Here is a 22,609-nt window from a genome sequence, read left to right as displayed (position 1 = left end):
AACTGCTTAATTTGGTCTTGACTGATTCTAATTTATGATCAATGATCTCAAAAATATGATCAATGATCATGTTTTTGAGAATGAGAGGAAATATGGATCTTGTAAAAAACAACCAACTTAATTCTAGAGGAATCATCGATAAATCAGATTCAATTTGTATCGTGGGTGCCGGGCCTGCAGGCCTAACAATGGCGAGGTCCCTACTAGCAAAAGGCATTCCTTTTTTAGTTTTTGAAAAACACAACGATGTTGGTGGGATTTGGGATATAAGTAATCCAGGTTCTCCGATGTATGAAAGTGCTCACTTTATTTCCTCAAAGTATTTATCTAGTTATTTTGATTTCCCGATGCCAGAGGATTATCCAGACTATCCATCCAACCGACAAATTTTAAAATACCACAGAGATTTTGCTAAAACTTACAACCTCTATCCATGGATTCAATTCAACACATCAATAAAAGATATTAAAGAAAAAGATGGTAATTGGCTTGTTGAAACAAGTTCTAAAGAAAAGTATTTATTTGGCGGAATTGTTTGTGCCAGTGGAATTACTTGGTCACCAAACCAACCAAAAATTGAAGGTGAAAGTAGTTTTACCGGAAAAATATTACATAGTGTAAATTATAAAACTCCAAACATTTTTCATGGGAAACGTGTACTCATTGTAGGCGCAGGTAACTCTGGATGTGATATAGCTTGTGATGCAGGAGCCAATGCAGAACAAGCATTTATCAGCGTTAGACGAGGTTATCATTTCATACCAAAACATATACTGGGCCAACCTGCTGATGTTTTTGGAGATGGTGCTCATTGGATTCCTAATTGGGTCTCTCAATTGGTATTTGGTAAGTTATTGAAATTTCTTGTTGGTGACCTAACAAAACTTGGATTACCAGCACCAGATCATAAAATATTTGAAACTCATCCCATCATCAACGACCAGTTAATCCATTATTTACGGCACGGGGATGTCATCGCAAAATCTGATATAGAAAAACTTGAAGGTGACAAAGTAGTATTTAAAGACGGATCTAAGGAGAAAATAGACCTCATTATTCTTGCTACAGGATACAACTGGTCCATTCCCTATATGGATCAAAAGTATTTTGAATGGAAAAATGGTAGACCCGATCTTTACCTAACTTTGTTCAATCGTAATTTCGAAAATTTATATGCCCTAGGTTATATGGAAACCGATGGTGGCGCCTACAAGATGTTTGATGAAATGGCAAATTTAATTGCTTCCTACATTGAAGTTAGACGAAAAGGAAACCCATCCTCTCTACGTTTTGCCAATCTCATCAAAACTGATAGGCCATTGTTAAATGGTAAAATTCAATACTTAAATACAGGGCGTCATTCCGTTTATGTCAATCAAGTTGCTTATAAAAACTATAGATCCAAAGTTCAAAAGAAAATGGGTTGGTTGGAACTGAAACCAGGGCAATTCAACTTTCTGAAATCAACAATCCTTCCTTCCGGATCGAAAACCCAGACAACTACTTTCGGAAGTTCCCAATGAAGAAAAACATTGAAAATCAAACTAATAAAATTGCTTTAATTACCGGTGGAGGTGGTGCGATTGCAGAGGCGATTGCACTCCGATTGGAAGAGGAAGGATACCAATTGCTTCTTTCCGACATCAGTTTAGAAAAAATGTCGCAGGTAAAAGAAAAACTAAAAGGGAATCCTCGTTTGTTTGTCTGCGACCAAACAAACCCAGATGAAATTCAAAATCTAATTCACTCCATTCAGAAAGATTATCCAGAAATCAGTGTATTGATTAACAATGCAGGATATACCAAAGAAGGTCCTTTTATTAGCCAAACATTGAACGACATACAAAGGCAAATTTGGATCAATTTGATTAGTCCCATTCAAATTACGCATGGGATCCTTCCGCTAATGTTGAAACGAGGAGAAGGTGCCATCGTATCCATTGTTTCGATTGGCGGAATTATTGCCTTAGCCGATTCATCTCTTTACTCCGCAGGAAAATTTGGACTGAGAGGATTTTTAACTGCCCTTTATGAGGAGCTAAAGAATACGAAAATTAAAGTGTCAGGGATTTATCCTGCCGCTGTAGACACTCCCATGCTTTTACATGAAGCATTAAATGGTGGCACTGCACTCAATTGGGTAAATCAAGTGCAATCTCCAGACAAAGTGGCCCGGGCTGTCATGAAAGGAATCAAAAAAGGGACCTTAGAAATATACGTTCCCTATTCAGATGGACTCATTTCCCGATTGGTTGCAGTTTTCCCCGCACTTATGGGAAAACTATCGCCTGTGCTCTTATGGATTGGCAAACGGAACCAACAGAAATGGTTAAAAGCGAAAGGAATTATAAATCAATAGAAGATTCGGTAAGAAGAATGTGAATTGGAATGAAATAAAATTCGGAACGGAGATGTTCCAATGAGTCTTCAGGAATTGGAGGATTGAATTCTTATTGAACGGGATAATAGGTTCCATTACAAAGCCAATCTAAGGCTTTAAACGAAGCTATTATCCCAAACGGATTTAACGTCTTTTTTTCTTTCTTGCGACTTTTTTCTTCGCTGCTTTTTTCTTAGCAGTTTTCTTTTTCGCTGGTCTCTTTTTAGTGAGAACTTTCTTAGTTTTTTTCTTTGCCGCTTTTTTCTTTTTAGCAGCTTTCTTCTTCTTTGCTGCCTTTTTCTTTTTAGGAGCTGCTTTTTTCTTCGCTGCTTTCTTTTTTGCGGCTTTTTTCTTCTTAGGAGCTGCTTTTTTAACCACTACTGCTACTTCTGGAGCAGGTTCTTCTTGGATTTGTGGTATTTCTATTGTTTCATTTTCTTCCATTCGTGTAACCTTATGAAGATAGTATCAAATCTTCCTTCTAGGGTACGATAACAAAGCTTGGATTCTTAAAAGTAAATTCATTTTTGTTATGACTAATCGAACAATAGTAAATTATTTAAAAATGATTCTATTTTAACGAGATCGTTTGTAAAAGAACCCTTTCACCACCAATAAAATTGTTTATCCAAATTCACCTAACCCCTAAGGTACGAGTTGAACCTTGCTTCTTTTGACTCAATTGGTGCTCTTATTTTGTAGTCTAAGGATTTCCTTTTGGTATTCTTTTGCTTTGTCAGGCCGTTTCGACTTTTGATAGAGTCGAGAAAGGATCTTAATTACTGGAATTACCTCGGGTTTTCTGCTATAAATTCTTTCTGCCATATCAATCGCATCCTCTACCAAATGAGCTTTGGCATACTGGATGGCCCCATCAAAGATCATTTGGAGCCCTGAAGGGTGTAGATTAGAAAAGTTCTCAGCGGCGCGACCTGCTTCCGCCGGTTTCTCCAATTTACGATACACTCGGTACAATAATTTCCATACAGCAGGATCTAATGGATGGACATCAGCATACTGAGTGAGTAATTGAAGTGCCTCTATGTCCTGATTTTTCTTATGAAGTCGGATCGGTTCTTCTAAATTTTTCTCCCTTTGATTAAAATTCCACTGAGACTGGGGAAAAAACTGGATACTCAGCAAGGAAAGATCATCTGTAAGTTCTCCAATTGTTTGAAGACGTTTTCCTAAAGTTTCAATATTCCCTTCACTTGTTTCCACATGTGATAAAATTGAAGTATGATCCATATTGATCACTCGGTTTGGATCCATTGGATTTCCAATATTCAGGTCATCTCTACCATCGGAACCGATGATAATGGTATCTCCAGGACGAATCCAACAGGTTTCGATCCTTGCTTTGTCCTTTTGCATCCCTAATTTGAAATTGGTAGCTTCTTCAGATAGAAAACTTGCCTTCCCATCTCTCAAACGGATTGGAAAAGGATGTTCTGCATTGATATAGTACAAAAATCCATTTTCTTCATCCACTAAACCAAGAAGGAGTGACATCGACATAGAACCTTCAAACCCTTCGAAAACATCATTCAAATCATTCAGTGCAGTGTGTAACCATCGTTCAGGATAATACCCAGAAAGGATTCCCTCTCTATGAGTTCTTTCAATCAAAACACGAAAGGCGGTGCCAAATACGAGAACACCTCCAGCCCCTTGCATGGATTTACCCATTGCATCCCCGTTCGCAAAAACGCAATAACTACGTCCCCTGAGAACAATTTGGTCTGCTACACAAATATCCCCACCCAACTCATATTCCCTGCTTTTAAATTGGAATGACTTCTTTTGTTTGATATAAGTTTGAAACAAAATGGATTTCGAACGAAAGCGAATCCCTGATAGTGGACGAGTGAGAAGAGAAGTAAGATAATAATCTCCATCTTGTTGGTATTTCAAACGGCTGACTTCACCAATCGCATCTTCATAAGAACGATTGAGAGTTCGTAACATCAGTCCTAGTAAAAATAAAATAGAGACACCTGTGATGAGAAAATCTTCACTGCGAGCCTTTTCTGAAGAATAATCGAAAAACCAATCTGGATGTACTGTCTGGATATAATTTACACCAAATAAGGCTGAAACAAAAAATACTATGGCCATCCAATCAAATTTTTTTCCAAGGATGAGCATATTCAAAACCAGAATGGGAGCAAGTAACATTACGTTAGCACTAACAATTCCACCACTGTATTTAATTTGTAAAAAAGAGGTGAGAGAACTGATGATAAAGGTAGGAAGGATAAGGATTTGAAACTTGTTTTTGAATCGAGCCAAATAATAAAAAAGGCAGGCAAACCCAAAAGCTACCCAAAGTGAAATGAGGCCACCAATCTCAAATCCTTCACGAAAGAATTCAGAACTAAGTCCGACTCCCATCGCAATGATTCCGGCAAGAAGGGTTCCATTCAAAATCCGATGACGCATCACAAATCGATCTGTCGGTCCAAGAACAGAAGAAACAAATTGAATTAAGATATGATTCCACTTGCGAACCAATGATTGGAATTGATTGATGATCATCCAGACTCTCCTACCAAACAAACTCTCAGAAATTTTAATGGAAACAACCGAACGCATCGCAAACGAAGGACTTTCAGAATTGGTCCCTCCCAAAAAGGCGTAAGAGGTAATCTTACAAAAAACAAACAATTGTCGATTATTTTTTATAGGACGAAAGGGAATCAGTACAATCGTGAATGGAATTCATTTCCTGTATTTTAGATATTCAGGCAAATAGGAACGTAAATAGGCAACGGCGGCCCTTCCCGCTTCGTTTACCATTTCTTCTGTGATCTCTCCGCCTTCTCGAAAGGAAAATCGAAAGACAGAATCAATGATTGAAACGGCAATTCCTACCTTACGTAAGGCTTCTGGCCATTCGGGTAAAACAAACCTTTCTTGTACTTGCGATAATGCCAACTGAGAGATGGTTTCATCCAAAGCCTTGCCAATGAATTTCGTCTCTTCGTTTCTGACTCCGTAAACCACACGCATCAAAGCTTGGTCTTCGCAAACTACAGCCGCAGCTTCCTTAGCAAGAAAATATACATAGTCCTGCCAAGTGGCAAAAACAGAAGTGTTTACCTTTGCCAAACGTTCGGAAACCAATTCCGAATGTACCAAACGAAGTCCAAGATACAATGCCCCCATATTGGGAAAAAAATGATAAGCCGAGGCTCTCGGGATATTTGCCCTTTCACAAACCTTCGCATAAGTAATGGATTCCGGTGATTCGATCCGCAAAAGTTCCCGTAATGCTTGGACAAGGATGGCCGGTCGTCCCACAAGATCTGAGGTCTTCTCCGAGAGAACTTTTGTTTGTTTTCGCATCTCCTTCGACAGATGCCGAGTTTTCACGTTGATTCAAGCAAAAAATGGCATGATTACGAAAAAATAGTCGACAAATGCCCAAAAGATTTCAAATTATAATCGACAGATGTCGGGTATTCACTTCACCCGAACCAGGAGACGAAAGCAATGAAAGATTCAAAAATAGAGACTGTAAGAAAGGCAATGCTTTCCGCCTGTATCAAGTTAGCTGACTTGGGTTTTTTAGCGGGTGTTGGTGGAAATTTAGCAGTGAGGATCGATTCGGAACTGATGGCAGTCACTCCTTCTGCAACTGACTATTATACAATGAAACCAGAAGATCTTTGTATTTTACAAATCAAAGATCTAAAGATGGTAGATGGAACCAAACAACCAACCACTGAAAGCGGAATTCATGCTTCCTTTTTTAGTTTGAGACCTGAAATCCAAGTGAGTTTACACACTCACCAACCTTTAGCCAGTGCTGTTTCCTTACTTGGTATGGATATGGACATCGAATCCCATGAAGGAAAAAAAAATATAGGTAATTTTGTACGAATTGTATCTTATGCTCCCTCTGGAACTTCCTTTCTTGTCAAAGCCTTTCGAAAAAGAATTATCAAAGAAACAAACGGTTATCTTTTGCGGAATCATGGTCTTGTCTGTGGTGCAATGAGTTTGGACCAAGCAATCGCAAACGTAAAATTATTAGAAAAAGAAGCCGCTCGTTTTCTTAAAACTAGAATCGAAAAAAATCCAAATGCATCCAACATGCCACGAGAAATGAGAACTCAATTAATCGAAGCTCTCTAACAAAAAGAAAATCGTGAATTAGAAGCAAGGAATCAAAATGAAATCGACTACAATCAAAAAACAGAACCATCAATTAGAATCACAAACCAATAAAGAGGAATTAAATCATTTATGGCATCGTTTGGATTCCAAAGGTTTGTTACAAAATCATAAAGCAGACCTTTCTTTTCGTATTCCAGGCAAAGGAAGTTTCCTTCTCATTCATAGAGGGGAAGGTAAAAAATCAAGAGTAGAAATCACAGAGTTCCCAATCGAAAACCCAACAACATCCATTCGAATCCAATCACTAAGTGAAGAAACTCTCAATCAAATTCGATTCCATGCGAGTTTATATTCTTTGAGATCTGATATCGGTGCCATCGCTTCGTTTCAACCTGAGTGGGGTTCTTTACTAAAAACACTCGACCATCCTCTTCCATTGGTATTTGATGAACAGTGCCGACAACTTGGTGCACCTGTGTTTCAGATACCTAAAAGAATTGACGGAACAGTAGAACCATCGTCTATCGTTCTCGGCGGAGCCAATGCATTTTTAGATGAAGAGGCAGTGGTCATCACGAGTGTGACTCGAGAGAAAGCCATATACAATTGTGAGTTGATCGAAAAATGTTCTAAAGCCTATCTTCTTGCTCATTCTACTGGAAGTCCCATCCGAAATATACCTTGGTGGGTACGTTTCATCGCAAAAAGTAGGCTCATCAAAGATGAAAAAAAAGCTAGTGCCGCCTATGCCCGTGGCGAAAGGCCAACGGGATTTAAGGCTTACTGATTTCTTCTATATTTTACAATTTCGAACAGATTCTATTTGATTCCCAAGTATATATCAAACTGGGAATGATTAGGGTCTGTCGCATTGGCACCGTAAATTTCTAAGTCTGTTTTGTAAGAACGGTTTTTGCGGTACTTTTCTTCAGACCAAATAGTTTTCCATGTTTTGATTCCAATCTCAGAGATTGGACCCCACTCCGTTTGTACTTTGATATAATCAGATCCAGCAACATGAATCGATCTTAAATGCGGTGGAAGAGAATCAAATGATCCCACCATAGTACCAATGAGAATGGTGTATTCGCTGTTTTCGTCAGTTTCAAATTCTGTATATGCCACAACGATTTCAGAAGGATTTAAAGGGTCAGGAATTTGGGAAAGGATTCCCTCTTCCCAGAACTTCTGCCAGAGGGCAGCGATTTTTCCATTCCCAGCCATTTCCATCACATTGGAAGTTCGTGCCGTGATCCCGACAAGGGTCATTGGGTCTAAATGAATTTTGTTGATTGTAGTTGGTTCCATAAAAAAATCCTACACCAACTTCATTCTGGTCTCTTGACTTTTTGTGCTTTTTATAAGCGTCAGGCTAATGAGTTTATTTGATGGGAATGTAAATTTCGGATTCTGGATTTGTTTGTGACTGGAACCTGTCATCGAACAAATCAAAGTCATCACTAAATTCTCTTTCGTATCCAGTGTTTGGCATCCAAGTACCGTAGATATATTTCCAACCATTCAGGATGTCTACATTTTGATTTCCAGGAACTGTAAACACCATATATTTTGCTGGTTTTAATTTGTATGTGACAAACCCATCGGGAACCTTTGAATCTTTTGCAACTTGGGCTCCTATTAATACGTCAAAGTTTTCCGCATAATCCCAGTTTGTGTAAATCCCAATCAAAGAAAAATTCAATTTATTTGGAATGGGTTCCATATATCCATTTCCCATAAATTCTGCCCAAAACTTGGGGATATCAATTTCATTTTGGCATTTTTGCATGGTGGTTCGATAAGTTTTTCCAATAAAAGAAATTTCATTTTTTGTGACAATCTGTGTTTTGATTTTAGAACCATCAATTCGAATCCCGTCTCTTAATGAATCAATCTCCAATTTAGGAAAATTTTTATGTTCTAGTTGGTTTCTATATTCAGAGGGATTCAATCCGTATTCGGATCGAAAGGCGCGAAGAAAAGATTCGGGAGTTGTATAATGGTATTTTAATGCAATATCAATGATTTTATCTTTTCCCAAAATTAAATCATTCCCAGCTTCAGTGAGGCGGCGTTTTTTTAAATAGGTATAAACTGAAAATCCAGTTACATATCGAAATATCCTTTGGAAATGCCATCTGGATTGGAATGCATTTTTTGAAACATCTTCAGCACTAATGTCTTCAATTAAATTTTTTTCGATAAAATCAATGGCAAGTTTGATATGATCATAATAGTCCATAAGGTTTCACATCATTTTAAGTCTTGTCTTTTTTGGATTTCAATTTCTTCCGGCCATTGGTCTTTGATCTCAAGAATTTTTGGCAAAACAGTAATGAATTTTTGTACTAAAACTGGATCAAAATGTTTTCCTGATTCTTGTTTGAGAAAATCAATGGCGGATTCAACTTCCCAGGCTTTTTTATATGGTCTTACCGTTGTTAGAGCATCAAACACATCTGCGATAGCTATGATTCTACCTTCAAGAGGAATATTTTCACCCTTCAATTGATAAGGATACCCTGTTCCGTCAAACTTTTCATGGTGTGTGATGGCAATGGACTTCGCCAATTTTAGTAAACTGGAGTTATGGTCTCCAATGATTTCTGCTCCAATCTCTGGGTGGCGTTTCATAATTTCCCATTCTTCAGTCGTTAATTTTCCAGGTTTTTGGATGATATAATCGGGGATTCCAATTTTGCCTACGTCGTGCATAGGAGCAGCATTTAAAATTTCTTCTGCTTGTTCGGAAGAGTAACCATGGGCAAGTGCAAGAGTTTGCGAATAATGGCTCATACGAATCACATGCATTCCGGTTTCATTGTCTTTATATTCGGATGCCATACCCAAGCGTTGCACAATCTGTAAACGAGTGGTTTTCACTTCATTGACATTTACCAAAGAAAGATGGTTTTTAATCCTAGCTTTTACAATTGGAGGGCTAAGAGGTTTGGTAATATAGTCAACAGCTCCCAAATGAAATCCTTTTTCTTCATCTTCCACATCATTTAAAGCAGTTACAAAAATAATGGGAATGTATTTAGTTTTTTCATTCGATTTTAAAATTTTACAGACATCATACCCCGTCATCTCAGGCATCATCACATCAAGTAAAATGAGTTCTGGTTCCTCTGAAATTGTTAGCTCAATTCCTTTGTTCCCATCCTTTGCAAATAAAAGATGGTAATCTTTTTGTAGAATTTCTTTGAGAATTTGTAAGTTTGTTGCTTCATCATCCACAATCAATACTTTAGGTTTCTGATTTTTTTCCACTCTAACCTTCTCCCAAAATTTGAAGTTTTAAGTTTTCTAATTTCTGAATCGTATTTTCAAAATCAAACTGAAGGATGGATAAATCAATTTCCGAAACAAAATTGAATAATTCAGTTCCCCTTAAAAAGTTTGATAAATATTTCCACTCTTCTTGATTGACTGACCCTTTAGAAAAAGAGTCAGTTAAATTTTGAATGGATTTATACAAATGCTCTTTCGATTCCTCTGGAATTTTTTTGATTGGAAGAGATGTTTCTTTGGTGGTTTGGAATTCCTGAACAAACACTTCTTGAAATTTTTGAAAAGAATCTTCAAATTTTTGTTTTAAATTTTCAAAGTCGTTTAATGTTAAAATTTCATTTTTTAATTTCTTTTCCAAACGATTGGTTTCCTCGGCTAAAGAATAGATTCCCAAATTCGAAGAAACTCCTCGCACTTTATGCAAAAAACTCCGTTGATCGTCAGGTTTTCCAAGAGTTTGCGCTTTTCTTTGAAACTCATCTTCAAAATCAGAAAAAAATCCACCTAACATAGATACATATTTTTCTAATGAGCCAAAAAGCCGAATTCCACGATCCGTTTGAAATAACTCTGGTTCACTTGAATCCAAACTATTTTGGATAGGAGAGATATTTGGTTTGCCTAAAACCTTTTTGATCTCTGAGAACAAATCTTGAAGCTCTATAGGTTTGGATACAAACCCATCCATTCCTGCATCTTTCGCTGAAATTTTATCCTCATCAAATACACTGGCCGAAAGGGCAATGATAGGAGTTCGAACTGATGATCGATTTTTTTCGTGTATCCTGATTTGGCGAGTGGCCTCCAATCCATCCATCTCTGGCATCTGAATGTCCATTAAAATCAGATCAAAAGGTTTGTTTAAAAATAATTCTAATGCTTCTTTACCATTCCGAGCAATCTCCACCTTGTGCCCATTTGTTGCCATTAATAGCTGAATTAGTTCCACATTTTGTTTTACATCGTCAACAATCAGGACTTTGGAACTTGGTAAATCAAGTTGAATCTTTTCATTGAGTTCAAAAACTGGGATTCCTTTTTCCAAAGGTATTGAGAAATAAAAATCAGAACCAATGCCAAGTTTACTTTGGACCCAAATTTTTCCTTTCATAAGTTCAACTAACTGTTTAGAGATGGTTGTTCCAAGTCCTGTACCACCAAATTTTCGACTCATTGATACGTCTGCTTGGGTAAAAGGATCAAAAATCTTTTCCAATCGATCTTCAGCAATTCCAATCCCTGTATCTTGGATATGAAAAACAACATCTCTATCTTTTTTGAAAATATTTAATTTGATAGATCCTTCTTTTGTGAACTTAATCGCATTTCCAAGTAAGTTCGTTAGAATTTGACGAATGCGTAAACTATCACCCTTATAATAATCTTCTAATTCGGATGATAACTCAGAATGGAATTCTAATCCTTTACGTTTAGCTTCAATTCCCATTGCGGAACAAACTTGATCCACAAGCGAATGTAATGAAAAATCGATAGTCTCTAGTTCGACTGCTCCTCGATCTAATTTTGCAGAATTCAAAACATCATTTAACAAACGTAACAAGGACTTGGCCGAATGTTTTACGGTCTCTAAGTGACTTTTTTGGTTTCCGGACAATTCACCTGACAACAAAATTTCCGTAAAACCTATAATTGCGTTCATAGGGGTTCTGATTTCATGACTCATATTTGCCAAAAACGTTGTTTTGGTGATTGCTGCCATTTCTGCTTTTTCTTTGGATTCAATGAGTGCTTCTTCTATCATCCTTCTGTCGGTATTATCTAAAATCACACCATCTAAATATTTTACTTTTTTTTCTTCATCGAAAACCAAACCACCATATTCCAATACCCAACGGATTTCACCGGATTTTTGTATGATACGGTAGTTGAGGACAAATGTATCTGAAGTATCCACTGCGTTTTGAATGAGATTTGCAACATGTGATCGGTCTTCCGGGTGTATAATTTCGGAAAAACTACGTTTGCGATTGGGTTCTAAAAAATCTTCTGCTGGATAACCAGATAAGGTGAGAATGGCATCACTCATAAAAACAGAAGTCCAATGTTCATCAACCAAACACCGATACACAACACCTGGGATATTTTGAATAAAGGACTTGAGTTGTTCTTCATTTTCCTTTAATGCATTTTCGATAATCACTCTTTCAGAAATATCGCTGATCAAACCTACAAAAATATCATCTTGTGGAAGTTTTGTATGACCAATTGCTAATCGAATTGGGAAAGTAGTACCATCTTTTCGAACTGCTACAGTTTCTCTGCCTACCCCAATGATTTTTGCATCTCCCGTTTTTAAATAGTTGGCAAGGTAGTTATTATGATCTCTTTGAAAGGGATCTGGCATCAGTATCTTTACATTTTTGCCAATTATCTCCTTCGCTTTCCAACCAAACATTCTTTCTGCTGTATTATTAAACTCTAAAACGATACCTTTTGTATTGATCATTACAATGGCATCCGCAGCTGTTTCAATAATGGCACGTAATCTAGACTCACTTTTCAAAAGATTTTGAAAGAGGTCTTTATAACTAATAAAAGCAATTGTAACAACCGCTGAACCAATGACAAAAAAACTTCCAAATCCCACAAGGGCGGCCAAAAATAATTGGTCCGAACTGGTTTTGTCCAAAATTTGATCCGGTTCAATGACAAGCCGAGCTGCCGCCATTCCGGTGTAGTGCATTCCAGAAATGGCACTACCCATCACAATTCCACTAATCAAAGTTAAATACTTTGTTTTTATATTTAATTTAGTTTCTTTTAATCGAAATTGGATAAATATCGATAGGATTGCGAGTGAGATGGCGACAATGAGAGATACCACAAACAAATAAGGATCATACATTAATTTTGGTCGCATCTCCATTGCGGCCATTCCCATATAATGCATAAAACCAATGCCTGCTCCAACTAAAATACCAACTGAAATTAGTTCTTTGCGGGTGATTTTCTTTTTGTTTAATGTTTGCAAGGCGAAATAGGAAGCAAAAAAACTAGGTAAGATCGAAAGAATGGTTACTGATTTATGATATGTGACTTTTGTACATAATTCAAAAGACATCATCCCGATAAAGTGCATGGACCAAACGGCCCCCCCCATTGATAAACTAGAAGTAAAAAGAATGGCCCAACGAGAGTATTTGTTTTCCACGTTTGAAAAACGTGTAAGCATGTATAGGGAAATCCAGGATGCAAAGATCGAAATAAAAATTGAAAGAGATACCAACCAATAATTATATGTGCCTTCTACAAAAATGAATTGGTTTGCATCTAATATAAAAAAATGTTTTAGAAATTCGATCCCCATTTGTTCGTTTCCTACACCAACTAAATCCTATCATTCATTTAGGGATTCTTTGGATACTAGGTAAATTAGATAGATTCTAAAATATTATTTTTATTTTCAGTACTAGCACTAAGTTAAAATGGAAATGAGCGAAATCGAAAGCATGGATGTGGTGATTTTTGCTATACGACAAAATCAAGGGGTTTGCAAATAATTAATAACTGAATATTCGAATATACGAAATATTAAATATATATTATATACAACTCAACGAAACCCATTGTTAGTGAATGGCAAATCTGGATCAAGTTTTCCTTGATGGTTAAGATGCCACTAACAATTTTTTTTGGAACACCACTATAAATTGGGAAAACGCTAAGAATCTGGAGACCGAATGGTCTACTTAGCTAAAATTCATCTAACAATGATTTATATTTTAATTGCCTATGCCATAAACCTAAATAAATTTTGCAAATGGATTTAATTTTAAAAAACAAAAATGCCATTGTTACTGGTGCTGCCCTTGGTATTGGAAGAGAAACTTCCCTTTTACTCGCCAAAAAAGGAGCACACGTGATTGTTTCTGATATCAACGAACCAGAAGGCAAACGAGTTGTTCTGGAAATTGAATCCGTTGGTGGATCTGCTGAATTTGTCAAATGTGATGTCACCATCGAAGAAGAAATTATATCCCTTGTAGAAATATTTAAATCTCGCAGCCAAAGATTGGACATTATGGTGAGCAATGCAGGGATTGCCAACAAACCTACGTTTATGCATAAGGTGACAACGGAAGTTTGGAACCGGTTGATTCTAATGGATTTAACCAGTGTGTTTTGGTGCCAAAAGTATGCCACAAAACTGATGCTTGGTGACCGGATGGGTGGATCCATTGTCAATGTGGCATCCATCGCAGGACTTGGTGCTTCGCCCTCCCTTGGGCCTTATTGTGTGGCCAAAGCAGGTGTGATTGAACTAACCACAACAGGAGCAATGGAGGTGGCAAGGTTTGGTGTTCGGATCAATGCCGTTTGTCCTGGTTGGACAGAAACTGCCATCCTTGATGTGGCAGGCGAACGTGGAAAAGAGGCTATGGAAAAAAATATCCCGATGGCAAGACTTGGTAAACCGGCGGAAGTGGCAAACCTGATTGGATTTTTAGCATCAGAGGAATCCAGTTTTATTACAGGTTCGGTGTATCGTGTGGATGGGGGAACTAGAAGTTAGGGGGAGATCGAAAGTTTTCCCGTGAAAGGGATACGAAGGGCTTGGTCTGACGGATGTCAGACGGGAGCGTTAGCGCACCCCGGAGAAGCCCGCTCCCCGAAATTCTTTCGGGGATTCACCAAAAAGAAATCCTATCGCATAATTTCGAATAAACGACCAAGTAAACTGTCTTGGGTTTGCATGGTTTTGGAATTAGCTTCGTAGGCGCGGTTTACTTCAATCATATCCACCATCTCTGTCACAACCGATACATTCGATGCTTCGAGATAACCTTGTAACACTTGTGGGGCGAGACGTTCTGGGAAAGCTGTGGGTTCACCGGATTCGTGAGTGTCGGAATAAAACGAGTCCCCTTCTTTGTCTAGGTGACGCGGGTTTTCGACCGTGCGGATTTTTAATTTGTCGAGTAGGACTGGGTCTTCGAATCTGTTTTCGCTAAAGTTGGTTCCGTCTTTGGGAGCGGTTCCGAGTTTTGCATTGATATAAATTTCCCCATTTTCTTTCACAAGGAAATTTCCTTGGTTCACTTGGATGGGACCTTTTTCCCCGAGAAGAGGAAATCCTTGTGGGGTCACCACAAACCCATTTTTATCCAAAACAAAACTACCACTTCTTGTCAGGCGTTCGCCGCGGTTGGTTAGGACGGAAAAGAAGGCAGGTTTTTCCATTCCGGGTTGGTCTTGCACCATTAAGTCAAAAATATTGTCTGTTTTTTTTACGGCACCTTGTTCGAAGCGAGTGTAAACTTCGTTCACTTCGGCACCAAACCCCAGTTTACCGACAACGGGAGATGTATCAAAGGAACCCATAGGTGTTTTTCCAATCCCATCTTCAGAATAACGATGGAGTAACATTTCAGGAAAGGTTTTGAAGACCGTGGTATCTTTTTTGAATGCAGTTTTATCCACATTGGCCAAATTGTTGGCGACCACGTCCATTCTCACTTGTTGGGAAATCATCCCATTGGCACCAGTATAGAGTCCTCGTAACATAAAGTTCCTACCTATACTTTCTTTCGACAAGATCTGCCAAATCCCCAAGAGAAAATGCGACATAGTCAAAAAAGAGTTGAAGTTTTCTTTAAATTTTAGGAGAAAAGAAGGACATGAAGTTATCCATAGGAAACCTCCCCCAGTCGCTTACCGAAGAAGCCTTAGAAAAACTTCTTTCTGCTCATGGAAAAGTGGAACACCTCCAAATCAAACGGGACAAAATCACCAAGGTCTCTCTTGGGTATGGAACCGCAGATATGGCGGATGCTGAAGCCACCAAGGCAATTTCTGCTCTCAACGGGAAAGAAATCGAAGGCAAAGCCATTGTCCTCGTCAACCAAGAAGACCTCACAAAATCACAAAACGAAGCTGCCAAAAAGAAAGGAAGCCCTGCCGTTTCGAAACCAACCTTTGGTAGAAACCAAACCAGTGGTGGAGGAAATACAGGAGTCCAAAGGAGAGGCGGATCTCGCGGGTCGTAAATGAAACAACTCACCGGCAGTTACCTCTCCATTGGAGCCGGAGAGAACCAAATCCCTCTCATTCGAGCGGCAAAAGCCAGAGGACTGAAAGTCATCTCGGTGGATACAAATTCAGAAGCGCCTGGCCTTGCGGAATCAGACATTCGTATATTAGAATCTACTCATGAGTATAGGAAAATTCTTCATTCCATGAGTCGTGTCCCCCTTCCCTTCAAACTAATGGGAGTGGGATCCAGATCCTTTGGAAAAGCAGTGTATACTGTTTCCTATTTAGCAGAAAAATTAAAACTTCGGGGAAATCCAAGAGACACTGTGAATTTGTTTTTGGACAAAGAAAGGTTCAAAACTGCCGTTTCTAAATTTGGAATCCCTGTTCCGGCTTCTCTCCAATCCAATGGAAATTCTAAAACCAAAGAAAAAAAAATAGACCTTAGTTTTCCCCTCATTGCCAAACCAAAAGAAGGTTCTGGTAAAAAAGGGATCTCTGTATTGGAATCAGAAGCCGATTATAAAAAATTCACTAGATTGAAAACTAGCGAAAGTTACTTACTGGAACCTTTGGTTTCTGGAGATGAAGTCACTGTCCTTGGATTTGTGATTGCAAGACGCTTTTATTTGATTTCCCTTACGGACAAAATTACAACTGGAAAACCTAACTTTATTGAGGTGGCACATGTGGCCCCTTCCCAACATATCGATTTGGCAGGGGAAATCAAAATGATCTGCCAAGCCGTTGTGACAGCGACCAAACTAAAAACAGGTCCATTTGTAGCCGAATTCAAAATCACTAAAAATAAAGAATGCCTTCTTATCGAATCCGCACCGGAAGTGGGAGGAGAATTTTTAGCCGATGTTCTGATCCCTGAGCACTATGGGTATAATTACTTTAGTGACCTACTCTCGGTGACCATTGGGGAAAAAACAAGGCCCGGTTTTTTAAAAAAAGCCAAAGACGGGATCACAAAATCTGCGTTAGTATTTACACTTCCCAAAGAACGCCAAAAAAAAATGGGCGAACCTGTTGGATTGGAAGCATCTACCGGTGAAACTGTTTTTTTCCAAAAACAATTAATCCAAACAGGTGTGGCTCTTGATAAGTTTGAGGGAAACCACAGAAGAACCCAAGTGTTTGGAATCACTACCAAACAAACGATCTCCACCAGAGATTGGTTAGATTCCCTATTCCAAAGAATTGATTCATGAAAAATGTCTGGGATGAACACTATGAAAGGCCAAAATCCAAATTGTCCTTTCCTGACGAAAATTTAATACGTCTTTTGTCACGGATCCAACCTAAGAATCGGAATGCTCTCGACTTCGGATGTGGTTCCGGAAGGCATTCCTACCTTCTCCAAAATGAAGGGTATACAGTCACAGCCTGTGACACAGCAAAAACCACCATCGATCTGTTAAAGGACGAGACCTCCTCCATTCGGTTTTTACATACCCCAAATTCGGATCTTCCTTTTTCATCCAAAGAATTTGGGCTCATCGTGAGTTGGGGGGTTTTTCATTACAACCACAGAGAAGATGCCAAAAAACTTTTATCGTCCTTATATGAATCACTTGATACGAATGGTTATCTTTTGGGTTCCATTCGTGCGGACGGGGACACTCACCTAGGTCTTTCGAAAGGCAAAATGAATTTAAAAGACTTAAGCGGTGGTTATGCGGAAACATATTCTCTAGAGGATTTAAAAAGTTTTTTATCAATTTTTTCAAACGTATCCATTGGGTATTCAGAAAGGACACCACTAGGAAAATTGGAAGAACGAATTTGCCACTGGTTTTTCCTTGCTGAAAAATAATGAAGGTTTTAGATTCCTTACATGAAGAATGCCCACTCGACAAACGTACCGATTGGCAATTCTTATATAAAACCACAGGAAAGTATTCGGGACTTTCCATTGTCGAATGCAAACACTGCAAACTCCAAGGCCTCTTTCCTCGCCCCAATCAAAAAGAACTGTATACCAAAGACTATTACCAAGGGAAAGCGGACTATACTTATATCGATGAAAGAGATCACAAAAAATTTTTTCAGTATGTTTGGAAAGCAAGGATTCGAAATATAAAGAAGTTTGTTAACTCAGGAAACTTTTTAGATATTGGTTCATCCTTTGGAGGATTTTTGGAATCGGCTAAGGGCGAAGGATTCCAAGTGCAAGGTGTGGAAATATCAGAATATGCTTCCCGTTATGCGAATGATATAGGAATCCCAACTTTTAACGGAAGTTTAGTCGAGGCAAAATTTCCAAACAACCACTTCCATGTAATCACGATGATTGAGGTGATCGAACATATTGAAAATCCGAGTTTCTTTTTTCAGGAACTCACTCGAATTCTAAAACCGGGAGGCCTTCTCCTTTTACAAACTGCAAATTTTGATGGATGGCAGGCCAAATTAGAGGGTCCAAACTATCACTACTATATGCCTGGCCATGTCTTTTATTACTCTGATACCATCTTAAAAAAAATATTGACGAACCTTGGATTTGGTCGTTTTGTATCGTACTTCGGAGTGGATTTTCCCTTATATGCGAAACTACAAAAATCTAGAGGATCCTTTCAAAAATGGAAAGATTACCTAACTTGGTTTCGTATTGCATATTACCATTTTAAATCCAAATGGAAACGAAATGGATTTCCCATCACTTCAAGTTACGTTCTGTACGCATTTAAAAATAGGTAACCCCAATGAATGATCTCACCAAACCACCTTTACTAGTCCGACTGACTGCGATTCCAGAAGAAAATGGTTGGAAACGAAAACTCATTTTAGGTATTCGGGTTCTCCTTGTTTCCATCCACAGATTTATGAAAGACGATTGCCTGATCATTGGTTCAAGTCTTGCCTATACAACTATCGTCACTCTTATACCCACTCTCACCGTGGCCCTGGCACTCATCACTGTGGCTTCGGGAATCCAAACAAGACAAGGAGAAATGGTAGATGAAATTAATGCCTATCTACTTCGTAACAATATTCAATTTGATATCACACCTTATCTAGATACTTTAACTGACATCATCTCTACAGCTTCTCAAATTGGTGCAGTCGGGTTTGTTGTATTTATTTTTTCAGCGACCGCAGTGTTACGTTCACTGGAAAAAGCCTTCCATATCATCTGGAAAATTGACTTACACAGAAATTTTATCAATAAGTTTGTATTTTACTTTTTTTTAATCTCTTTTGGTCCCCTACTCTTTGTGGTTGGAAAAAACATTACGGATCAAATCTCTGATACAGTTCGTCCTGCACATTTAAAATCCATCGTAGCAACAAAACGTGGTGAGTTATGGGTCGCAGGTGAAAAAGGAAATATTGGAAGTATCAAGGAACTTAATAAATCAGTTTCATTCATACCGAACTCCAGTATAGATTTCGAAAATATGCTCTGTATTGATTTTGAGACGGTAGAAACAGGAACCTGTAAAAAGCCAGATATTTCAAAAGAGAATTTTTTTCGTATCCGTAGTGTAGGCGATGATTTATTTACAATCTCTGAAGAAGGAACATTTTTGTATTCCAATGACTTAGGTAGTACATGGAAACTCCACTCTCTCAAAGGAATTGCTGTCTCCGATTTTGGTGCCATTGATTACGACACTTTATTTATCCTAACAAAGGATACACGAACCCTACGTTATGAAATTGGAAAAACATTAAAAGAAATCAAACGATTTACCGATCCTGCCATTACTCCCATTCGGATTCGTTTCTTCTCTGATAAAGATGGTTTTATTTTGGACCGAGAAGGTAGACTTTGGAAAACAAGCGATGGTGGAGTTACTTTTTTTCCCCAAGAGATTTCACCAAAACCTCTCAATGACATTGCTTTTCTCAATCGTAATGTTGGGTTTTTGGTGGGTGATAGCGGTGCCATTTTTAAAACCACTGACGGTGGATATACTTGGAATGAACTAAGTCATAGAAAATATTCTTATGAACGTGTCTGGGTTTTTTCCTCTCCTAAAAAACAAGATTACGATGTTTATATTCTAACTTCTCTTGGAGATATCCTTTTGTCAGAAGATGAAGGAGAAAATTGGTCCACCGCTTATAAAGGAAAGGCAGGGATGATTTTGGATATGATTCTACTATCGAAAAAAACCAAGGTACCTGAAATCCCTACGGACGGATCTGTTTTGACGACGGAAGAGACTGCAGAAATCGAAACGCAAGGAGAAGCAGATTCACCAAGTGAAAGTATGTTAGGTTTGGTTGGTGTTGGAGAATTTAATAAAATCATCCGCGTGGAAGAAGATTCAAAAGGTCAAACCATTTGGAAAAAATACCAAGGAGGAAAAAGATTTTTCTCTTTGTATTCAATCTTTCAAATCCTCCTTCCCCTCCTTGCCCTATGGCTTTTCTTTTTGTTAATTTTTAATATTATCCCCAACACGAAAGTTCCAATCAAAGCATCTTCCATTGGAGCAGCAGTTACGGGAATCATTCTTATCATTTTCTTTTGGGGATTTATCAATATCTACCTAACTTCATTTACCGAAAAAACGATGTTAGTGTATAAAGCTCTTGCAGCAATTCCTATTGCCCTACTTGCCATTTATTCCATCTCACTCATCATTTTGTATGGTGCAGAAGTCACTGCCACTTTACAATTTCCAGACAGATATATTCTTCCAAAACATCCGTTTGAAGATATCGATAACAATCTCTCGTATGAGTTTTACAAAACCATCCAAGTTTTGGCCCTTACATACGAACACCAATCAAATCGAGGAGAACTCATCAAACTTTCTGGATTAAAAAAAGCACTCCTGATGCCCGAAAAAGATTTAACTGTCATCCTAGAAAAATTAACCAATGCAAAACTCATTGAAATTACCGAAGACAAACGAATTACACCGGTAAAATTAAAAGACCAGATCGATATGGTTATGTTATACGAACAAACTTCTAGTTTTAAATTAGGGGCACCGAAAGAACTAATCAAAGTTTCACCCAAACTTAACGAAAGTTTAGCTCACTTAGAGGAAAAATTAAAAGAGGAATTAAAAAAGATTTCTTTTAAAGATTTGGTTTAAGATTAAAAACTAAGTTAGAAACCAGATTAATTTTTACCTTTAGTAAACATTTGCCTTTCTCGAGAAAAGCAAATGGCTAAAGTTTAAAGATAAGGATTTTTTTTCACCGGCGGAAGAGAGGCAGACATTTGTTTGTAAATCTCTTCGGCAAGCCCCATAGATTCATTTTGAGAAATGTTCTTCGCATACTCATCGTATAACATATCTTCAAAAATTTCTTCCGCATAACCGCCATCGATCATTTTTTCTTTATGGATGGTGTTTTTCATTTCTTTTAACATCATCTTCACAAAAACCGATTCAAATTCTACTGATGCATCATAAAGTTTTTTTCGATAAGGATCTTCTTTGATTTCTTCACGAATGTTTTGTGGAACTCGTAAGGAAGAAGAACTCACCTTACCCATAATTTCTTCATGAGTTTCTAGTAGATTTTGAAAATCCGAAATCCCATCTTTTTTCGATGATTTTAATTCATCCGAATAGGATTTCATCCGGTTCAGGATGGATTCGTCCTGCGATCGGCTCAGTCTTCCGGAATAGTCTTGGATTTTATGAATGTCCATATTATGTCTTCTAAATCTATCGGCAGAATTTTAAATTACTGAATCACAAGTTCTGCTTTTAAGGCCCCTTGTTTTTTCAAAGCCTCTAAAATCGAGATGATGTCCCGAGTGGAAGCACCGACTTTGTTTAAGGCACCCACCACATCCGAAACTTGGGTGGTTTCCTTTAAAACAAAAACTGACTCACCTTTACCTTCCTCTTGGATGGGGAAAAAATACCGAGCTTTGTCTCTATTCGCAATTTGGATGGTGAGTCCTTGTTGGGAAATGGCCACTTCATCAACAGGGATGTTAGCCCCCATCACAATGGTTCCCGTCCTTTCGTTGATCACGACACGTGCGACAGGAGAAGAATTGACTGTTAAATTTTCTAATTTGGAAAGAAAGGCCAAATCTAGTTTGGGTTCCCCCGTTACCATTTCTCCTGTGGAAGTTTGGCCGGAAGTTTTTACTGGAAGGGGAACAAGGACTTCTGTGGGTGATACTACTTCGGGAGTTACTTGAAGTTCGGCGGTGATGGCATCCACAATCGCACCCATCGTTGTATAATCTTTTTCGAGGAGTGTGAGTTTGACCGATTTTGTTACAGGAGCATTGGGAACCGATTTTTCTAAAATGGCTCCCATTGGAACAAGGGCGGTATTGGATCCGGATTTTTTATCAGCACCACCACGTTTTTTCTCTTTTCCACCAAACGCGAGTACGCCGGAAGCAACGGCAATGATTTCTCCATTCCCTGCTTTGAGAGGAGATTGTAAAAGCACTCCTCCCTCAAGAGAACGTGCATCTCCCAGAGACGAAACCAAAACATCAATTTTATCCCCTTCTTTTAGGTTCACAGGAACATTAGCAGTGATAAGAACAGAGGCGGTGTTTTTGGCATCCCTTAGATTCTTTTTGGTGTTCACACCAAGACCGGCGAGGTAATTTTGTAAGGCTTCTTCCGTGAGTGGATTTTTTGTATCCCCTGTTCCGTTAAGACCTACCACAAGACCAAATCCTGTCAGTTGGTTTTCCCGCACGGCATCAATCCGAACTAAATCTTTAAGTCTCGTTTCTACGGCAAAACAAGGAATCGTCGCAAAGAGGAAGAGGGCAAGTGCCACAAAAGGATTTGCGAAAAAACGGAAAATTTCAGTTTTTAACTCTTGGTTCGATGATAAATTTTCTTTCAAAATAGGCATTGTTAC

Annotated in this window: 20 protein-coding genes; 10 read left to right on the top strand and 10 right to left on the bottom strand. The window is 38.3% G+C overall.

The genetic code is table 11. From position 1 onward, the window contains the following. Positions 1-92: 92 nt before the first annotated feature. Both CH364_RS06635 and CH364_RS06630 read left to right on the top strand, forming a co-directional pair. Positions 93-1,523, top strand: coding sequence for a flavin-containing monooxygenase (locus CH364_RS06635; protein WP_100742777.1), 1,431 nt, complete (start codon positions 93-95; stop codon positions 1,521-1,523). Further along, the gene (locus tag CH364_RS06630; protein WP_100742776.1) at positions 1,520-2,359 is read left to right on the top strand and encodes an SDR family NAD(P)-dependent oxidoreductase; all 840 of its coding nucleotides are present in this window, start codon (positions 1,520-1,522) and stop codon (positions 2,357-2,359) included. Before CH364_RS06635 ends, CH364_RS06630 begins: the two co-directional genes overlap by 4 nt. A 165-nt stretch (positions 2,360-2,524) precedes the next feature. On the opposite strand, the gene CH364_RS06625 is transcribed toward CH364_RS06630, so the two are convergent. From CH364_RS06625 to CH364_RS06615, 3 genes are all read right to left on the bottom strand, one after another. Further along, the gene (locus CH364_RS06625; protein WP_100742775.1) at positions 2,525-2,824 is read right to left on the bottom strand and encodes a hypothetical protein; all 300 of its coding nucleotides are present in this window, start codon (positions 2,822-2,824) and stop codon (positions 2,525-2,527) included. Between the two features lie 234 nt (positions 2,825-3,058). Beyond that, entirely contained in the window at positions 3,059-4,918 is a 1,860-nt protein-coding gene (locus CH364_RS06620) for a PP2C family protein-serine/threonine phosphatase (RefSeq protein ID WP_100742774.1), read from the bottom strand. Between the two features lie 183 nt (positions 4,919-5,101). Continuing rightward, a complete protein-coding gene (locus CH364_RS06615; RefSeq protein ID WP_100742773.1) occupies positions 5,102-5,728 on the bottom strand; it encodes a TetR/AcrR family transcriptional regulator in 627 nt (208 codons plus the stop codon). Between the two features lie 147 nt (positions 5,729-5,875). On the opposite strand from CH364_RS06615, the gene CH364_RS06610 reads away from it, so the two are divergent. Further along, on the top strand, positions 5,876-6,520 hold the full coding sequence (locus CH364_RS06610; RefSeq protein WP_100742772.1) for a class II aldolase/adducin family protein: 645 nt from the start codon (positions 5,876-5,878) through the stop codon (positions 6,518-6,520). A gap of 37 nt (positions 6,521-6,557) precedes the next feature. Then, positions 6,558-7,289, top strand: coding sequence for an aldose epimerase (locus CH364_RS06605; protein WP_100742771.1), 732 nt, complete (start codon positions 6,558-6,560; stop codon positions 7,287-7,289). 32 nt (positions 7,290-7,321) lie between these two features. Here CH364_RS06605 and CH364_RS06600 read toward each other — a convergent pair whose 3' ends face one another. From CH364_RS06600 to CH364_RS06585, 4 genes are all read right to left on the bottom strand, one after another. Continuing rightward, positions 7,322-7,810: a GyrI-like domain-containing protein gene (locus tag CH364_RS06600; protein WP_100742770.1), complete on the bottom strand. Its 489-nt coding sequence runs from the start codon at positions 7,808-7,810 to the stop codon at positions 7,322-7,324. Between the two features lie 73 nt (positions 7,811-7,883). Next, the gene (locus tag CH364_RS06595; protein WP_100742769.1) at positions 7,884-8,744 is read right to left on the bottom strand and encodes an AraC family transcriptional regulator; all 861 of its coding nucleotides are present in this window, start codon (positions 8,742-8,744) and stop codon (positions 7,884-7,886) included. A gap of 11 nt (positions 8,745-8,755) precedes the next feature. After that, positions 8,756-9,775, bottom strand: coding sequence for a response regulator (locus CH364_RS06590; RefSeq protein WP_100742768.1), 1,020 nt, complete (start codon positions 9,773-9,775; stop codon positions 8,756-8,758). A gap of 1 nt (position 9,776) precedes the next feature. Beyond that, positions 9,777-13,124: an MHYT domain-containing protein gene (locus CH364_RS06585; protein WP_100742767.1), complete on the bottom strand. Its 3,348-nt coding sequence runs from the start codon at positions 13,122-13,124 to the stop codon at positions 9,777-9,779. Between the two features lie 453 nt (positions 13,125-13,577). Between CH364_RS06585 and CH364_RS06580 the strand changes: the two genes are divergently transcribed. Further along, a complete protein-coding gene (locus CH364_RS06580; protein WP_100742766.1) occupies positions 13,578-14,330 on the top strand; it encodes an SDR family NAD(P)-dependent oxidoreductase in 753 nt (250 codons plus the stop codon). A gap of 131 nt (positions 14,331-14,461) precedes the next feature. Here CH364_RS06580 and CH364_RS06575 read toward each other — a convergent pair whose 3' ends face one another. Further along, positions 14,462-15,322 (bottom strand): flagellar hook-basal body protein, encoded by an 861-nt coding sequence (locus CH364_RS06575; protein ID WP_100742765.1) that lies wholly within the window; start codon positions 15,320-15,322, stop codon positions 14,462-14,464. A 113-nt stretch (positions 15,323-15,435) separates the two neighbouring features. Here CH364_RS06575 and CH364_RS06570 point away from each other — a divergent pair, with 113 nt between their 5' ends. From CH364_RS06570 to CH364_RS06550, 5 genes are read left to right on the top strand one after another with little or no spacing between them, the layout of a single operon-like run. Beyond that, complete coding sequence (locus tag CH364_RS06570) at positions 15,436-15,804, top strand: RNA recognition motif domain-containing protein (RefSeq protein WP_100742764.1); 369 nt, start codon at positions 15,436-15,438, stop codon at positions 15,802-15,804. Next, a complete protein-coding gene (locus CH364_RS06565) occupies positions 15,805-17,007 on the top strand; it encodes an ATP-grasp domain-containing protein (RefSeq protein ID WP_100742763.1) in 1,203 nt (400 codons plus the stop codon). After that, positions 17,004-17,612: a class I SAM-dependent methyltransferase gene (locus CH364_RS06560; protein WP_100742762.1), complete on the top strand. Its 609-nt coding sequence runs from the start codon at positions 17,004-17,006 to the stop codon at positions 17,610-17,612. Before CH364_RS06565 ends, CH364_RS06560 begins: the two co-directional genes overlap by 4 nt. Next, positions 17,612-18,496 (top strand): class I SAM-dependent methyltransferase, encoded by an 885-nt coding sequence (locus CH364_RS06555; RefSeq protein WP_100742761.1) that lies wholly within the window; start codon positions 17,612-17,614, stop codon positions 18,494-18,496. The genes CH364_RS06560 and CH364_RS06555 overlap by 1 nt, the downstream gene beginning before the upstream one ends. Before the next feature lie 5 nt (positions 18,497-18,501). Further along, a complete protein-coding gene (locus CH364_RS06550; protein ID WP_100742760.1) occupies positions 18,502-20,853 on the top strand; it encodes a YhjD/YihY/BrkB family envelope integrity protein in 2,352 nt (783 codons plus the stop codon). An 83-nt stretch (positions 20,854-20,936) separates the two neighbouring features. On the opposite strand, the gene CH364_RS06545 is transcribed toward CH364_RS06550, so the two are convergent. Both CH364_RS06545 and CH364_RS06540 read right to left on the bottom strand, forming a co-directional pair. Continuing rightward, positions 20,937-21,419: a rod-binding protein gene (locus CH364_RS06545; RefSeq protein ID WP_100742759.1), complete on the bottom strand. Its 483-nt coding sequence runs from the start codon at positions 21,417-21,419 to the stop codon at positions 20,937-20,939. Positions 21,420-21,454: 35 nt separating this feature from the next. After that, a complete protein-coding gene (locus tag CH364_RS06540; RefSeq protein WP_100742758.1) occupies positions 21,455-22,603 on the bottom strand; it encodes a flagellar basal body P-ring protein FlgI in 1,149 nt (382 codons plus the stop codon). Positions 22,604-22,609: the final 6 nt, after the last annotated feature.

Source organism: Leptospira harrisiae, from assembly GCF_002811945.1.
Taxonomy (GTDB): Bacteria; Spirochaetota; Leptospiria; order Leptospirales; family Leptospiraceae; genus Leptospira_A; species Leptospira_A harrisiae.
Note: the sequence above shows the minus strand (reverse complement) of the source record. Positions and strands in the feature narration are given on the sequence as shown.

Excerpts from the sequence above, each read along its gene's own strand:
- CH364_RS06625 (WP_100742775.1), bottom strand. The coding sequence starts at position 2,824 with ATGGAAGAAAATGAAACAATAGAAATACCACAAATCCAAGAAGAACCT.
- CH364_RS06545 (WP_100742759.1), bottom strand. The coding sequence starts at position 21,419 with ATGGACATTCATAAAATCCAAGACTATTCCGGAAGACTGAGCCGATCG.
- CH364_RS06575 (WP_100742765.1), bottom strand. The coding sequence starts at position 15,322 with ATGTTACGAGGACTCTATACTGGTGCCAATGGGATGATTTCCCAACAA.
- CH364_RS06605 (WP_100742771.1), top strand. The coding sequence starts at position 6,558 with ATGAAATCGACTACAATCAAAAAACAGAACCATCAATTAGAATCACAA.
- CH364_RS06585 (WP_100742767.1), bottom strand. The coding sequence starts at position 13,124 with ATGGGGATCGAATTTCTAAAACATTTTTTTATATTAGATGCAAACCAA.
- CH364_RS06540 (WP_100742758.1), bottom strand. The coding sequence starts at position 22,603 with ATGCCTATTTTGAAAGAAAATTTATCATCGAACCAAGAGTTAAAAACT.
- CH364_RS06555 (WP_100742761.1), top strand. The coding sequence starts at position 17,612 with ATGAAGGTTTTAGATTCCTTACATGAAGAATGCCCACTCGACAAACGT.
- CH364_RS06550 (WP_100742760.1), top strand. The coding sequence starts at position 18,502 with ATGAATGATCTCACCAAACCACCTTTACTAGTCCGACTGACTGCGATT.
- CH364_RS06570 (WP_100742764.1), top strand. The coding sequence starts at position 15,436 with ATGAAGTTATCCATAGGAAACCTCCCCCAGTCGCTTACCGAAGAAGCC.
- CH364_RS06635 (WP_100742777.1), top strand. The coding sequence starts at position 93 with ATGGATCTTGTAAAAAACAACCAACTTAATTCTAGAGGAATCATCGAT.
- CH364_RS06565 (WP_100742763.1), top strand. The coding sequence starts at position 15,805 with ATGAAACAACTCACCGGCAGTTACCTCTCCATTGGAGCCGGAGAGAAC.
- CH364_RS06620 (WP_100742774.1), bottom strand. The coding sequence starts at position 4,918 with ATGATCATCAATCAATTCCAATCATTGGTTCGCAAGTGGAATCATATC.
- CH364_RS06595 (WP_100742769.1), bottom strand. The coding sequence starts at position 8,744 with ATGGACTATTATGATCATATCAAACTTGCCATTGATTTTATCGAAAAA.
- CH364_RS06630 (WP_100742776.1), top strand. The coding sequence starts at position 1,520 with ATGAAGAAAAACATTGAAAATCAAACTAATAAAATTGCTTTAATTACC.
- CH364_RS06580 (WP_100742766.1), top strand. The coding sequence starts at position 13,578 with ATGGATTTAATTTTAAAAAACAAAAATGCCATTGTTACTGGTGCTGCC.
- CH364_RS06610 (WP_100742772.1), top strand. The coding sequence starts at position 5,876 with ATGAAAGATTCAAAAATAGAGACTGTAAGAAAGGCAATGCTTTCCGCC.
- CH364_RS06615 (WP_100742773.1), bottom strand. The coding sequence starts at position 5,728 with ATGCGAAAACAAACAAAAGTTCTCTCGGAGAAGACCTCAGATCTTGTG.
- CH364_RS06560 (WP_100742762.1), top strand. The coding sequence starts at position 17,004 with ATGAAAAATGTCTGGGATGAACACTATGAAAGGCCAAAATCCAAATTG.
- CH364_RS06600 (WP_100742770.1), bottom strand. The coding sequence starts at position 7,810 with ATGGAACCAACTACAATCAACAAAATTCATTTAGACCCAATGACCCTT.